This window comes from Lentzea sp. CC55 (assembly GCF_021056325.1).
GTDB lineage: Bacteria > Actinomycetota > Actinomycetes > Mycobacteriales > Pseudonocardiaceae > Lentzea > Lentzea jiangxiensis.
The window spans coordinates 531051-544838 of the sequence record NZ_JAJCXE010000019.1 but is presented as its reverse complement, the minus strand read 5'-3'; the positions used below and the strand labels follow the sequence as shown (position 1 = coordinate 544838).

Here is a 13788-nt window from a genome sequence, read left to right as displayed (position 1 = left end):
CGCCGTGGGACTGTTCACGCTCGCCGAAGCCCGGACCGAACTGGCGCGCCTGCTGCCGGTGCTCGACGAGATCGTGCGCCTGCGCGCCGACGCCGCCGAACTGGCCGCGGGCGGGTCCTCGCTGGGCGGGCTGCCGGAGTTCAAGGCCGCGCAGGCGAGGCTGGACGAGCTGGTGGAGTCGGTGCAGCGGACCGGGGCCGAGCTGAAGGGCTTCGCCCCGTTGCTGGTCGACTTCCCCAGCGAGAGGGACGGGGTGCCGGTGCTGCTGTGCTGGCTCGAGGGCGACCGGGAGCTGGGCTGGTACCACCGGACCGATCTGGGGTTCGCCGGCCGCCGTCCGCTGTGATCTCGGGAGAGTGACCGGATCCGTCCGCTTCCCGGCCGGGTCGTGCCTCGTGGCCGGCACCGCGCACGGCGAGGCTGGTGGTCATGAAGCGAGCATTGATCGTCATCGACGTGCAGGAGTCGTTCCGCCGGCGGGCGGACTGGGCCGAGGTGTCGAACCCCGGGATCGTCGGCAAGGTCAACCAGCTCGTCGACATGAGCCGCGACGCCGGTGACCTCGTCGTGTGGGTGCTGCACTCCGAGCCCGGCTCGGGCGACGTGTTCGACCCCGCGCTCGGGCACGTGCGGCTGATCGACGGCCTCGAGCCCCTCGACGACGAGCAGGTGCTGACCAAGACGTCGCACAACGCGTTCACCACGACGAACCTCCAGCAGACCCTGACGCGGCACGGGGTGCGGGAGCTGCTGGTCAGCGGCATCCGAACCGAGCAGTGCTGTGAGACGACCACCCGCGTGGGGTCCGACCTCGGGTTCGACATGACGTTCGTGACGGACGCGACGGCCACCACGCCGCTGCCGCACTGGCGGACCGGGAGGGTGCTCGGCGTCGAGGAGGTCGTCGAACGGACGGAGTACGTGCTGGCGGGCCGGTTCGCGCGGATCTCGGACGTCGCTACGCTGACCGGATCGTGACCAGAGTCGTCTTCCTGCTCGTGCCCGGAGTGCACCTGCTCGACCTCGCGGGGCCGGCGCAGGTGTTCTCCAGCGCCGCCGACCTCGTGGGCGGCTACGCGCTGTCGTACGTGGGCGACGCCGACACCGTGCTGAGCCATCAGGGCGTGCCGTTGGGCGCGTTGACCGAGCTGCCCCCTCTCGACGCGGACGACCTGGTGTTCGTGCCGGGGTGGCGGTCACCGAAGATCGCGGGCACGGGACACCTGTCCGAACGCGCGTTGGCGTGGTTGCGCGCGCACCACGACGCCGGCGGCACGGTCGCGAGTGTGTGCGCCGGCGCAGATGCGTTGGGGCGCGCGGGCCTGCTCGAAGGCCGCCGCTGCACCACGCATCACGAGCTGCAAGAGGAGCTCGAACGGCGCTACCCGCACGCACAGGTCGTCCGCGATGTCTTGTTCGTCGAAGACCATCGCGTCGTGACGTCGGCAGGCATCGCGAGCGGGATCGACCTCGCGCTGCACTTGATCGCTGTGCGCCACGGCCCTTCCACGGCCGCCGCGATCGCACGCACAATGGTCATCTACGCGCGCAGGAACGGTGACGACCAGCAGGCGAGCGTGCTGCTGCGGCACCGGTCGCACATCAACGAGACGGTGCACCGCATTCAGGACGTGATCGAGTCACGGCTCACGGACCGGCTCTCGCTCGCGGAACTGGCCACACACGCGGGATGCAGCGAACGCACCGTGACACGGTTGTTCGGTCGTGCGACAGGTATGACGCCGTTGAAGTACCAGCAAGCATTGCGCGTCGAACGGGCCGAACACCTCATCGGTCAGGGCGCCACGGTCGAGACCGCCGCGCGCAACGTCGGTTTCGAGGACGCCCGCATGCTGCGCCGGTTGCGTTCGCGCTGAGCCGCACGCGTGCGGCCGTCCACTGTCGACCGAACACCCTTGCACGCCACCGGAAGCGGCCTAAGCTGGCCGCGTGACGACTCTGGCGAACCGCCCCGGTACCGCGTTGCTCGTGATCGACGTGCAGAACGGGGTGGTGGACCACGCCCACCACCGCGACGAGGTGGTGGGCAACGTCGCCGCGCTCGTCGACAAGGCGCGCGCGGCCGGCGTCGACGTGGTGTGGGTGCAGCACAGCAACGCCGAGCACATGCCGGAGGAGTCCGACGGCTGGCAGTTCGTGCCGGAGCTGAAGCCCGCCGAGGGCGAACCGGTGGTGCACAAGACGTACGCCGACTCGTTCGAGGCGACCGACCTCGAAGAGGTGCTGGCGCGCAAGGGGATCGGCAGCCTCGTGGTGTCCGGCGCGCAGACCGACGAGTGCATCCGCTCGACGCTGCACGGCGCCATCGTCCGCGGCTACGACGCCCTGCTGGTGAGCGACGCGCACACGACCGAGGACCTGTCCGAGTGGGGCGCTCCCACCCCGGACAAGGTCATCGCCCACACGAACCTCTACTGGGAGAACCACACCGCACCGGGCCGCACGGCCGGCGTGGTCAAGACCGAGGACGCGTTCAAGCCCGCGTGACGAGGTGCCCGCCCGGCAGGGGGCCGATCTTCGAGTCGGTGCACGCCTCACAGCCCGCGCCGCACACCGGCTCGACGACGTGCGTGACCTCGCAGCCGTCCTCCCGGCACTCGCGAACGGCCTCCTCGATCGTCATCCCGCCACCCGGTTGATCCCGTCGCTGCGCAGCAGGCGCTGCTCGTCGCCGTGCTCGGTGGTGGTGACGTACTTCGGCGCCAGCCGCTCCAGCACCGGGAACAGCCACGCGGACCACGAACCCGGTCGCACGACGAACACCGGCCGGTCCAACGCCGGCAATTCGTTCTCGGTGCGCCCCTTCACTCTTCCCACATGGTTTTGCTCTCGGCGTTCGCGCCCTCACCGGACACATGCACATACGTGCCACCGACGACACGGGCCGCCTCAAGCGCGTAGTCGTGCGTCACAGGCGTGTACTCGGCCTCGGTCAGACCGGCGGACGTAACGCCCATGCAGTAGAAGCACGCGTCAGCATCGGCAAGCTGGTCCGCACTCGGCGAGAGGTCACCGAAGTCCGCGTGGAGCACGTGCCGCGACTTGGGATCGCTGACCGCCAACGGCGACCGTCACGACCGAGTCGGCCTCGGGATCGAGCAGGCACTCCCGCAGCGCACCCCGGCCGACCATGCCGGACGCGCCGAACACCACGATCTTCACACCGCAGAACCAGCCTGCGGCGCCGCGCCCGGTCTCCCCGCAAGCTCGTCGGGGAACGGCATCGCCCACGACGAGATCACAACAAGCGAGTGACATACGGCATGATGCCGCCGTACCGCACGGGAGAGATCCGCACGACCGCACCGGAGTGCGGCGCCTCGACCATCATCCCGCCGCCCAGGTACAGCGCCACGTGCGTGCCGCCGCCCGGACCCCAGAAGATCATGTCCCCCGGCGCCATCTGCGCCAGCGGCACCCTGCGGCCGGAGTTGTACTGGTAGCCGCTGTAGTGCGGCAGGTACACGCCGACGCCCGCGAACGCGTACATCATCAGGCCGGAGCAGTCGAAGCCGATCTTGCGGTAGTCGCCGAACGAGTCGGCCACCCCGCCGTCGCGCACGCCGTACGTCGGGCCGTTGTAGTTGCCGCCGCCCCATGCGTAGATGACACCGCGCTGGGACAACGCCCGGTTGATCACGGTCTGCACGCGGTTGCCGGACGGGGCGGGTGCCGCCGCCACCGGGCGGCGCTGCGGCGGGGCCTGAGGGGCGGCCTGGGGTGCGGCGGCGGCCGCGGCCGCGGCGCGACGGGCGTTCTCCTCGTCCTCGCGCTTCTTCGCCTCGACCCACTGGTCGTACTGCCGGCGTTGCGCTTCGAGGCCGTTGACCGCACCTCGCGCCGCGACGAGCTCCCGCTCGACGGCGTCCCTGTCGGCCTGCAACTCGGCGGTGGCCGACGCCTGGGCGGCGTGCGCGTCCACGGCGACCTGCTGGGCCTGGTCGGCGACCTTCTTGGCCTCGTCGGCGGCCGCCTGCTTCGACTCGGCCTTCTGCAGCGCGGCGCGCGCGGCGGAGTCGAGGTTCGCGGCCGTGCCCTGGTCGCGGGTCACCTGGTCCAGGCGGTTCAGGCTGGACGCCGACACCGCCTCGAGCAGCTGGGCGCGAGCCAGCAGGTCCTCCGGCGACTTCGCCCCGATGTAGGCCGAGAAGGACCCGACGGTGCTGCCCTGCGCGTACGAGGCGGCGGCGAACTCGTCGAGCGCGCGGCGGCTCTCCTCGACGGCCTTGGACGCGGCGTCGGCCTGCACGCGCGCGGCCGTGGCCTCGCGGCGGGCCGCCTCGGCCTCGGCGACCGCCGTCTCCAGGTCGACACGGGCCTTGTTGGCGAGCTCGCGCTTGTACGACACGTCGTCGTACAGCTCCTGCAGGCGCGACTCGGCCTGCGTGAGCCGTCCGGTCAGCTCACCCACGCGGGCGGCCTTCGCCTCCTCCTCCGCCCGGGACGCCGAGATCGCCGAGTCGCTCGGGTTCGGCGGAGGCGGGGGAACGGCGACGGCCGTCCCCGTGAGGACGGCCGTCATCAACACCACCACGGCGGAGAGTCGTGTCAACACAAGGCATCACCTCCGACCGAATTAGACCAATCAGACCCATTGTGCGCATCTGGAACTAACGCACCGTCAACCACACGTGTCACAGTGGAACACGGTCGGTGGTCCTTTTGGGACGATCGGAGTCGGGCGTGTCGCCGGTCGGGCTAGTTGACGAGCCGGTCCCTTCCGGTCCAGTACGGCTCCCGCAGCTTGAACTTCTGGATCTTGCCGGTCGCCGTCCGCGGGATCGCGTCGCGGAACTCGATCGAGGTCGGCGCCTTGTACCCGGCGAGCCGCTCCTTGCAGTGCCCGATCAGCTCCGCCTCGGTCGCCTCACCCGACAGCACGACGAGCGCCTTGATCGTTTCACCCCACTTCTCGTGGGGCACCCCGATGACCGCGACCTCGGCGACGGCCGGGTGCGAGAACAGACAGTCCTCGACCTCGATCGACGAGACGTTCTCGCCACCGGTGATGATCACGTCCTTCTTGCGGTCCGAGATCGTCAGGTAGCCCTCGTCGTCGAAGTGGCCGCCGTCCCCGGTGTGGAACCAGCCGTCCTCGAGCGCGTCCGCGGTGGACTCCGGGTTGTCCCAGTAGCCCTCCATCACCACGTTGGACCGCGCGAGCACCTCACCGGTGTCGGAGATCCGCAACCGCGCGCCGAGTGCGGGGGCGCCCGCCCGCGACTGCTTCTTCGCCTTCTTCTCGCCCGTGGGGCCCGGCTGGGCGCGGTTGAACGTCAGCAGCGGCGCCGTCTCGGTCAGGCCGTAGATCTGCAGGAACTCCCACCCGAGCTCCTCGGTCACGCGCTGGATCGTGCGCGAGGGCGGCGGTGCGCCGGCGCAGACGATCCGCACCCGGTCACGGCCGGGGATCTCGCCCTCCCACTCCTGGGCGGCGTCCAGCACGGAGTTCCACACGGCCGGCGCACCGCACATGAGCGTGACGCCGTGGTCGCGCACGCGGCGCAGGATCTCGGCGCCGTCGACCTTGCGCAGGACCACCTGCGGCACGCCGAGGCCCGCGAGACCGAACGGCATGCCCCAGCCGTTGCAGTGGAACATCGGCAGCACGTGCATGTAGACGTCGCCCTCCCACGCACGGGTGTGCATGGCGAACGTGACCGCGTTCAGCCAGATGTTGCGGTGCGTCAGCTGCACGCCCTTGGGCCGCGCGGTGGTGCCCGACGTGTAGTTGATCGTGGCCGTCGCGTCCTCCGAGGGCGCGCTCCACGGCCGTGGCTCCACATCGAACCGAAGCAGCGCCTCGGACTCCTCGCCGAGCGTGAAGCGGTGCCGAGCCACGACGTCGTCCAGCCGCAGTTCGGGGTCGACGAACAACGCCGACGCGCCGCTGTGCTCGACGATGTACTTCACCTCGTCGGGCCGCAGGCGGAAGTTCACCGGCACGCAGATGCGCCCGCTGCCGGGCAGCGCGTGCAGCAGCTCCAGCATCCGCGCGGAGTTGTGGCTGACCACCGCGACGCGTTCGCCCTCGCCCACGCCCAGCGCGTCGAACCCGGCCTGCCACGCCCGCACACGGGTCGCCATCTCCGCGTACGTCGTCGTCGGGACCGGCTTGGCCGGTTGGTCCGGCTCGTCGACGGTCGCCGTGGTCGCCGCGAACGCGAACGACGCCCGGTCCAGGAAGTCCGTGGTGATCAGCGGTACGCGCATGGAGCCGACACTACGACCAGGTGCTCGGATCTCCCCAGGACGAGAAGCCGCCTCCCCCGGATGGAGGAACGGCGCTGAGGTCGGGGAGCACCTCGCTGACGGACTCGTGCAGCACAACGGCCGCCACGGAGTCGTAGGGCGTCGGTTCGGCGTTGCAGATGATGACCTGCGCACCCGCTTTGGCCGCCAGCGGCACGAGGCTCGCGGCGGGCTGCACCTGCAACGACGTCCCCGCCACCAGCAGCACGTCGCAGTCGAGGGCGGCGAGGCGGGCGCGGCGCAGCACCTCGGCGTCGAGCTCCTGTCCGAACGAGATCGTGGCCGACTTGAGGATTCCCCGGCAGCGCGGGCAGTCCGGTTCCGCTTCGCCCTCGGCGACGCGCCTCAACGCCTCGCGCATCGGCCCCGTGGCACCGCAGCCCAGGCACACGGTGGCGTGCAGCGTGCCGTGCAGCTCCAGGACCCGGTGCGGATCGGAACCGGCCTTCTGGTGCAGGCCGTCGATGTTCTGCGTGACCACCGTGCGCAGGCGGCCGGACCGTTCCAGCTCCACCAGGGCCTTGTGCGCCGCGTTCGGCTTCGCGGTCCACACGGGACTGTCGAGCCGGGCGCGCCAGGTGAGCCTGCGCAGCTCGGGGTCCGCCAGGTACGCGTCGAGCGTCGCCCCGAGCCCGGCGTCGGCGTCGCGCGTCCACAGGCCGCCGGGCCCGCGGAAGTCCGGGATGCCCGAATCCGTGGAGACCCCGGCTCCCGTCAGCACCGTGATCCGGTGCGCGGACGCGACCAGCGCCCGTGCCGCTGCGCACGCCTGGGAGGCCATCGGTTCACACTATCCGGGTGCGCAGCGCTGTGGGAGCCGCCGTCGCGGCAGTGGGCTTGGTCACCTCCATCACCGGGACCTTCTTGCCCTGGCTGAAATCCGGATCGACCACGAGGGACAGTTACGAGGTGCTCTCGCTCCGTGATCTCGCCGGGTTGGACGGGGTGGCGGGAGGTGTCGTCACGTCGATCTGGGTGGGTCTGACCCCCTTGGCGATGATCGCCGCGGCCCTGTACGTGGTCCGATTTCCCCGAATCGCCGCGTGCGTCGCCCTTCTTTTTGGCACGATCAGCGGAACCGTGGCCCTAGTAGCCGCAGTCCAAGGGGATAGCAAGGGTGCGTTGGTCGGGATCAGCATCTCCGGTCCGATCACGACTCTTGCCGGTGCCGTACTGACGATCGTGGGGGCGATCACGGTGCTCACCTCGACCAGGCGCAGCGCAGTGAGAACTCCAGGAGGGAACCCGTGAGCTACCCAGGTGGTGGCGGCCAGTGGCAGCCGCAGAACAACCCGTACGGGCAGCAGCCCCAGCAGGGCGGCTACCAGCAGCAGCCGCAGCAGGGTGGCTACCCGCAGGGCGGCTACCCGCAGCAGGGTGGTCACCCGCAGACCGGGCCGCAGGGCTTCCCGCAGCAGGGCTACCCGCAGACGGGTCCCCAGGGCTTCCCTCAGCAGGGCTTCGAGCAGCAGCCCTACGGCTACGCGCCGATGGGCGGCGAGCCGCCGAAGAAGAAGCGCACCGGCCTGGTCGTCACGGCCGTCGTGGCCGTACTGCTGCTGATCGGTGGCGGCGTCACGTTCTTCGCGCTCCAGAAGGCCGACCCGGGCTCGAACGCCGGTCAGGACACCCCGGCGATCGCCGCGAAGAACCTGATCGAGCAGCTCGGCAGCGGTGACGTCGTCGGCATCATGGCCTCGCTGGCGCCCGCGGAGGCGGCGCTGTCGAAGGACTACATGGAGTCGATGACCAAGGAGATGAAGCGCCTCGAGATCCTGAAGCCCGAGGCCGACCCGAACAAGCTCTCCGGCGTCGAGTTCAAGAGCGAGAACATCAAGTTCGACGAGGCGGCGGCCGAGAAGATCAACGACCACCTCACCATCAACAAGCTGGTCGAGGGCAAGATCACGATCACCTCGGACGCCTCGAAGATCCCGCTCACCGACAAGCTCGTCGACGCGCTGGGTGACGAGATCAACCTGACCTCGTCGAAGTCCGAGACCGTCGACATCACCGCCGAGGTGAAGAAGCGCGGCACCCCGATCGGCATCGCGTCGATCAAGGTCGGCGACAAGTGGTACCCGAGCGCCTTCTACACGATCGCCAACGCGATCCTGGAGGAGGAGAAGCAGAAGTGGCCGCAGTCCGGCTTCGCGGCCGAGGGCGCGGGTTCCGCGGAGGACGCGGCGAAGCAGCTCGTCAACGCCGCGCTGGACGGCGACCTGAAGAAGGTCATCACGCTGCTGCCGCCGGACGAGGCCGGTGTGCTGCACGACCTGGGCCCGCTGCTGCTCGAGGAGGCCGGCCCGACGAAGCCGACCGGCGCCAAGCTGGAGGCCCTGGAGACCGACGTCAAGGACGTCACCGGCGGCAAGCAGGTCACGGTCAAGAAGCTGTCGATCACGGCCGAGGGTGAGACGGTCACCATCACGCGTGAAGGCGACTGCTACGCGGCCGAGGTGCCCGGCCAGGGCACGCAGAAGCTCTGCGCCGACGAGATCACGCAGCTGCTGGAGCAGCAGGGCGGCAAGAAGATCCCCGCCGAGGCCGTCGAGGTCATCGGCCGGGTCGCCGGGTCCGTCATGAAGTCCGGTGTCGGCGTCGTCGCCACCGAGGTCGACGGCAAGTGGTACGTGAGCCCGATCCGCTCCTACTACGAGCTGGCGCTTACGCTGTTCCGCGGCTTCGAGCCCAAGGACGTCGACGCGCTCATCGAGCTGATGAAGAAGTAAGTTCCCGCAGGTCAGCCCACGGCCCTGTCACCCGCAGCAGCGCGGTGGCAGGGCCGTGGCAGTGCGGGGGCGGAGTGTCCCCGTCATGGACATCCACGTTCTGATCACCGGAGCCGGCCCGACCGGTCTCACCCTCGCCCTCGACCTGCACCGCCGCGGCGTGCCGTTCCGCATCGTCGACGCCTCGCCCGCGCCGTTCGCCGGCTCGCGCGGCAAGGGCCTGCAGCCGCGCAGCATGGAGGTCTTCCACGACCTGGGCGTCATCGAGCCCGTGCTGGCCTCCGGGCGGCTCGACCTGAGGATGCGCGCCTACCAGGGCCGCAAGGTCGTGCGTGAGTGGGACGTGCACGAGGGCCGCCATCCCACGCTCGAACGCCCCTACGCGCGCACGATGCTCATCCCGCAGTTCCGCGTCGAGCAGGTGCTCCGCGAGGCGTTCCCGCAGCCGGTCGAGTACGGCAAGCCGCTGACGTCGTTCACCCAGGACGACTCCGGAGTCACCGCCGTGGTCGGCGGGGAAACCGTGCGCGCGAAGTACCTCGTCGGGTGCGATGGCGGGAAGTCGTTCGTGCGCAAGCGACTCGGGGTCCCGTTCGTCGGCGAGACGCACGAGGACCAGCGCATGCTGATCGGTGACCTCCGGATCTCAGGCCTCGACCGCGACCACTGGCACCAGTGGGGCGGCGGCACCGACCGGTGGCTCGCGCTGTGCCCGTTGCCCGGCACGGACCTCTTCCAGTTCCAGGCGAGCGGCGACGGCGACCCGTCGCTGGAGCTCTACCGCGAGATCATCCGCGACCGCACCGGCCGCGACGACCTCGTCGTGCACGACGCGACGTGGACATCGTTGTACCGCACCAACATCCGCATGGTCGACCGGTTCCGCGTGGGCCGCGTGTTCCTCGCGGGTGACGCCGCGCACGTGCACTCGCCCGCCGGCGCGCAGGGCATGAACACCGGTATCCAGGACGCCTACAACCTCGGCTGGAAGCTCGCGATGGAGACGCTGCTCGACACCTACGAGGCCGAGCGCAAGCCCGTCGCGGAGTGGCTGCTGGGCATGACGACCGCGATCATGACGTCCGGCCGGCCGTTCGAGCGCCGAGGTGACGAGACCCTGCAGCTCTCGCTCTCCTACCGCACCACCGACGGCGAGGGCCTGCAGCCGGGCGACCGCATGCCGGACGGGATCACCGACCAGGGCCGGATCTTCGACCTGCTGCGCGGCCCCGACTTCGTGACGCTCGACTTCCCCGACGGCCCGGTGCTGGTGCGCCCCGACGGCTACGTGGCCGCGATCGGACGCTCAGCCGTCGACGCCTACTTCGGCGCGAACCCGGTCACGCAGCTGCACCACCGCCGGGTCGCTGCTCGGACCGCCGCGTAGCCGTTCCGCCTCGTCCAGGGCGTTGCCCGCGCTCCGCGGGTCGCCCTGGGCGAGCAGCCAGTCCGCGTACCACTCGAGCACCGACGCCCGCGCCGGCCCGTCCGCGCTCCGCCCGACGGCATCGAGCGCCCGTTCGTGCTCCCGCCCCGCCGCCTCGAGGTCACCGAGCCGCGTCAGCGCCAGCCCGAGTCCGGCGTGGACGGTCGCCTTGAACTGGTCGGCCACCGAGCCCGCCGTGGTCGTCAGCGCCTGCCGGTAGAGCCGGACCGCCTCCTCGAAGTCGCCGCCGAAGAAGGCGATCTCGCCGTGCGCCTGCGTGACCCGCCCCCGGTCGAGCTCGAACCGCGCGGCCGGCACCCGCCCGAGGTCGGCACGCGCCCCGTCGAGGTCCCCGGTCCTGATCTTCAGCCGCGCCGCCTGCACCAGCACCGACATGGGCACGAGGACGTTCTCCGACTCGCCCAGCTCCTCCACGACCCGCCGGGCCTCCGACACCGCCCGGACCCCCTCGGCGAACGCGCCGCGGTTGATCAGCACCATGACCAGGCACGACAACCCGAACACCACGGCCCACCGGTCCCCGACGCCCCGGAACCCCTCCAACGCCCGCCGGTACTGCGCCTCCGCCTCCGGAGCCGCCCCCTCGCTGAACTCCCCGGCCACCACCCCGCGCACCAGCGCCGAGAACGCCCGCATCCACGCGTCCTGCGACCGCTCCAGCCGCTCGGCCAGCAGGACGAGCTGGTCGCCGAGCTCCGCCTGCCCCCACACCCGGCCGCTGGTGAGCATCAACGCGCACAGGGCGGTCGGCACGTCCTCCCGCCACAACCGCTCCACCGCACCGACGACCTCCGCCGTGCCGAGCGCCGCCAGCACCTCGGCCAGCGGATCGCCGGGGACCCGCGACGCCCAGCGGCGAACCTCCTCCACCCGCTTGGTCATCACCAGCCAGTGCCAGGTGCGCGCGGCGAGCATCCGCCGCGCGACGCCCTGGTCGTGCGCCACCGCCCAGGCCATCGCCGCGTCGAGGTTGGCCCGTTCCGCCTCGAAGACCCCCAGCGCCTCCAGCTGCCGCGGCCCCCGCAGCAACGGTTCGTTCTGCTCGGCCAGGGTCGTGTAGTACTCGGCGTGCTTCGCGTGGTCGGCTTGGCCCTGTTCCAGGGCGTACTCGCGCACGGTCTCCATCAGCCGGTAGCGCTCGCCGGTGCGGACGACCAAGGACTTCTCGACGAGCGCCGCCAGCAGGTCCTCGGTGTCCCAGAGGTCGCTTTCCTTGTCGTCGTGCGCCAGCTCGCTTGGTGGAAGCGCGGTCTGCGTGTGGCGCGCACTCCGGTCGGCCGCATCAGAACCGACAGCCGTACGTTCCTGATCTTGTCGGGAGGTCTGAGTACGGTGAGATGCAGGGGTTCCCGAGAAGGGGGTACCCCCGCGCAAGCCTGCCCCGCACACCTCGTGCACCGCCGAGCCGCCGGCCCCGCCGACGAACACCGCCAGCCGCGCCAGCAACAACCGCTCGGAGTCGTCCAGCAGCTCCCAGCTCCAGTCCACCACCGCCCGCAGCGTCCGATGCCGCGCCGGCCCCGTTCGCGCGCCGCGGTCGAGCAACCGCAGGCGGCTGTCCACACGCGACTCCAGCTGCGCGAGCGACAAGGACCGGGCGCGCGCCGCCGCGAGCTCCAGCGCGAGCGGGATGCCGTCCAGCGCGGCGCACACCCGCCGCACCACGTCGAGGTCCAGCGCCGCGCCGACCCGTGCCGAGAACAGCCGCACGGCGTGGTCGAGGTCCAGCGGCGGCACCGGGTGCACGACCTCGCCGGGGATGCCCAGCGGCTCCCGCGACGTGGCCAGCACCCGCACGTCCGGCGCCTCCGCCAGCAGCCGAGCGCACAGAGCCGCCGCGGAGTCGACGACGTGCTCGCAGTTGTCCAGCACCACGAGCGACGACCCGAGCCGCGAGAACAACGGCGCCGCCAGGGGGTTCGGCCCCAGGGCGGCGTCCAGCGCCGCCAGCGGGTCCGCCGCCGAGTCCAGCTCGACGAACCACGCCCGCGGTTCCGTCGCGGCGTGCGTCAGCGCAAGCCGCGTCTTGCCCACGCCGCCGAACCCGGTCAGCGTCACCAACCGGTTGTCGCGCAACAACCTCGCCAGCACCGCCAGGTCCGCGTCACGCCCGATGAAGGAACCCACCGGTGCCGGCAGGTTCCCGCGCACCGAACGCTCGCGCAGCACCGCGAGGTGGGCGGCAGCCAGCGCCTCACCGGGGTCCACGCCCAGCTCCTCGGCCAGCGCCGAACGAACGCGCGCGAACACCGCCAGCGCGTCCGACCGCCTCCCGGCGGCGTTCAACGCCAGCATCAGCCGCGCCTGCACGTCCTCCCGCAGCGGATGCGCCGCCGCCAGGGCTTCCAGCCCCGCGAGGTCGTCGCGCAGCAACGCCAGCCGCACGGCCTCCTCGGCCGCGAAAGGCGCGTCCTCGAACGCCGCACCGCGCCACAGCGCCGCGTCGCGCGTCCGGCAGAACTCCTCGACGTCGGTCGAGGCCTCCAGCCGGTACCCCGACGCGTGCGACGAGACCACCGCGGCGCCGAGCGTCCGCCGCAGCCGCGACACCAGCGACTGCAACGCCGCGTGACCGTCCACCGGCGGCTCGTCCGGCCACAGGTCGGCGACCAGCCGGTCCGGCGCGACGACCTGGCCCGGTTGCGCCGCCAGCCGGATCAGCAACCAGCGCAGCCGCCTGCCGCGCACCTCGACGGGCACGCCACCGGACAGCACCTGCACCGGCCCGAGCACGTTGACCCGCATCAGGCCCGCCGCACTCCGACCAGCACCGCCGCCACCACCAGCGCGGCACCGGCGACACCGGCCCACAGCAAGGACAGCGACACCTCGTTGTGGCCCAACGCGTCCAGCACCCACCCGAGCGGGGTCACCCGCCCCAGCGGATACGTCAGCACCACCACCGAGAACACCGCCAGCACGGTGCGCCCGATGGAGTCGAACACCGGGCGGGCGAACATCAGGCCCACCCCGACGCCGAGCAGCGCACATCCAGTATGCGCGCCGAGTCCGACAAAAAACTGACCCGCCGTGTACGGGTGCGGGTTCGTCACGACCGGCCACACCGCCGCGAGCAGCGCCATGGCCACCGCGAACAGCACCGAGACCAGCGCCGCGGCCGTGAGCACGCGCGACCACCCGCCGGCGGTCACCACCGTGATCTCACGCCGCACCACGTCCTCGGACGTCGCCACCACGACCGCCATCCACGCCGCGACCGGGTACAGCAACGCCGACGACCCCGAGTAGGCCTCCAGCGGCTCCCCCGCGTCACTGGCGAACAACATCCCCATCACGCCGAGGAACACCAGCAGGGGCGCCAAGTACCGTTGTCCC

15 protein-coding genes are annotated in these 13788 nt (G+C 71.2%); 7 read left to right on the top strand and 8 right to left on the bottom strand.

What is annotated here, in order from left to right:
• Nucleotides 1–4 precede the first annotated feature (4 nt).
• From L6E10_RS14335 to L6E10_RS14320, 4 genes are all read left to right on the top strand, one after another.
• Nucleotides 5–346 (top strand): DUF2203 domain-containing protein, encoded by a 342-nt coding sequence (locus tag L6E10_RS14335; RefSeq protein WP_236219996.1) that lies wholly within the window; start codon nucleotides 5–7, stop codon nucleotides 344–346.
• Between the two features lie 83 nt (nucleotides 347–429).
• Nucleotides 430–978, top strand: a complete 549-nt coding sequence (locus L6E10_RS14330; protein WP_236219995.1) for a cysteine hydrolase family protein — start codon at nucleotides 430–432, stop codon at nucleotides 976–978.
• Complete coding sequence (locus tag L6E10_RS14325; RefSeq protein WP_236219994.1) at nucleotides 975–1877, top strand: GlxA family transcriptional regulator; 903 nt, start codon at nucleotides 975–977, stop codon at nucleotides 1875–1877. Before L6E10_RS14330 ends, L6E10_RS14325 begins: the two co-directional genes overlap by 4 nt.
• Nucleotides 1878–1950: 73 nt before the next feature.
• Nucleotides 1951–2508, top strand: a complete 558-nt coding sequence (locus L6E10_RS14320; RefSeq protein ID WP_236219993.1) for an isochorismatase family protein — start codon at nucleotides 1951–1953, stop codon at nucleotides 2506–2508.
• Here the strand turns inward: L6E10_RS14320 and L6E10_RS14315 are convergent.
• From L6E10_RS14315 to L6E10_RS14290, 6 genes are all read right to left on the bottom strand, one after another.
• Nucleotides 2495–2644: a hypothetical protein gene (locus tag L6E10_RS14315; RefSeq protein ID WP_236219992.1), complete on the bottom strand. Its 150-nt coding sequence runs from the start codon at nucleotides 2642–2644 to the stop codon at nucleotides 2495–2497. The genes L6E10_RS14320 and L6E10_RS14315 overlap by 14 nt on opposite strands.
• On the bottom strand, nucleotides 2641–2829 hold the full coding sequence (locus L6E10_RS14310) for a hypothetical protein (protein WP_236219991.1): 189 nt from the start codon (nucleotides 2827–2829) through the stop codon (nucleotides 2641–2643). The genes L6E10_RS14315 and L6E10_RS14310 overlap by 4 nt, the downstream gene beginning before the upstream one ends.
• Nucleotides 2826–3083, bottom strand: coding sequence for a hypothetical protein (locus tag L6E10_RS14305; protein ID WP_236219990.1), 258 nt, complete (start codon nucleotides 3081–3083; stop codon nucleotides 2826–2828). Before L6E10_RS14305 ends, L6E10_RS14310 begins: the two co-directional genes overlap by 4 nt.
• A gap of 176 nt (nucleotides 3084–3259) precedes the next feature.
• Nucleotides 3260–4576, bottom strand: a complete 1317-nt coding sequence (locus L6E10_RS14300) for an NlpC/P60 family protein (protein WP_236219989.1) — start codon at nucleotides 4574–4576, stop codon at nucleotides 3260–3262.
• A gap of 143 nt (nucleotides 4577–4719) precedes the next feature.
• Nucleotides 4720–6234 carry a class I adenylate-forming enzyme family protein gene (locus L6E10_RS14295; RefSeq protein WP_236219988.1) on the bottom strand — a complete coding sequence of 505 codons (1515 nt, stop codon included), beginning with the start codon at nucleotides 6232–6234 and terminating at the stop codon, nucleotides 4720–4722.
• 10 nt (nucleotides 6235–6244) lie between these two features.
• Nucleotides 6245–7054 (bottom strand): Sir2 family NAD-dependent protein deacetylase, encoded by an 810-nt coding sequence (locus tag L6E10_RS14290; RefSeq protein WP_236219987.1) that lies wholly within the window; start codon nucleotides 7052–7054, stop codon nucleotides 6245–6247.
• Between the two features lie 17 nt (nucleotides 7055–7071).
• On the opposite strand from L6E10_RS14290, the gene L6E10_RS14285 reads away from it, so the two are divergent.
• From L6E10_RS14285 to L6E10_RS14275, 3 genes are all read left to right on the top strand, one after another.
• Entirely contained in the window at nucleotides 7072–7524 is a 453-nt protein-coding gene (locus L6E10_RS14285; protein ID WP_236219986.1) for a hypothetical protein, read from the top strand.
• Nucleotides 7521–9005, top strand: coding sequence for a flagellar basal body protein FliL (locus L6E10_RS14280; RefSeq protein ID WP_236219985.1), 1485 nt, complete (start codon nucleotides 7521–7523; stop codon nucleotides 9003–9005). Before L6E10_RS14285 ends, L6E10_RS14280 begins: the two co-directional genes overlap by 4 nt.
• An 85-nt stretch (nucleotides 9006–9090) precedes the next feature.
• Complete coding sequence (locus L6E10_RS14275) at nucleotides 9091–10392, top strand: FAD-dependent monooxygenase (RefSeq protein WP_236219984.1); 1302 nt, start codon at nucleotides 9091–9093, stop codon at nucleotides 10390–10392.
• Here the strand turns inward: L6E10_RS14275 and L6E10_RS14270 are convergent.
• Nucleotides 10312–13197 (bottom strand): BTAD domain-containing putative transcriptional regulator, encoded by a 2886-nt coding sequence (locus L6E10_RS14270; protein WP_236219983.1) that lies wholly within the window; start codon nucleotides 13195–13197, stop codon nucleotides 10312–10314. The two genes, L6E10_RS14275 and L6E10_RS14270, sit on opposite strands and share 81 nt — an antisense overlap.
• Entirely contained in the window at nucleotides 13197–13775 is a 579-nt protein-coding gene (locus L6E10_RS14265; RefSeq protein WP_236219982.1) for a hypothetical protein, read from the bottom strand. The genes L6E10_RS14270 and L6E10_RS14265 overlap by 1 nt, the downstream gene beginning before the upstream one ends.
• Between the last annotated feature and the right edge of the window lie 13 nt (nucleotides 13776–13788).

Bases quoted from the DNA above. Each gene is read 5' to 3' on its own strand.
- L6E10_RS14330 (WP_236219995.1), top strand. From the start codon at position 430: ATGAAGCGAGCATTGATCGTCATCGACGTGCAGGAGTCGTTCCGCCGG.
- L6E10_RS14315 (WP_236219992.1), bottom strand. From the start codon at position 2,644: ATGACGATCGAGGAGGCCGTTCGCGAGTGCCGGGAGGACGGCTGCGAG.
- L6E10_RS14295 (WP_236219988.1), bottom strand. From the start codon at position 6,234: ATGCGCGTACCGCTGATCACCACGGACTTCCTGGACCGGGCGTCGTTC.
- L6E10_RS14290 (WP_236219987.1), bottom strand. From the start codon at position 7,054: ATGGCCTCCCAGGCGTGCGCAGCGGCACGGGCGCTGGTCGCGTCCGCG.
- L6E10_RS14275 (WP_236219984.1), top strand. From the start codon at position 9,091: ATGGACATCCACGTTCTGATCACCGGAGCCGGCCCGACCGGTCTCACC.
- L6E10_RS14270 (WP_236219983.1), bottom strand. From the start codon at position 13,197: ATGCGGGTCAACGTGCTCGGGCCGGTGCAGGTGCTGTCCGGTGGCGTG.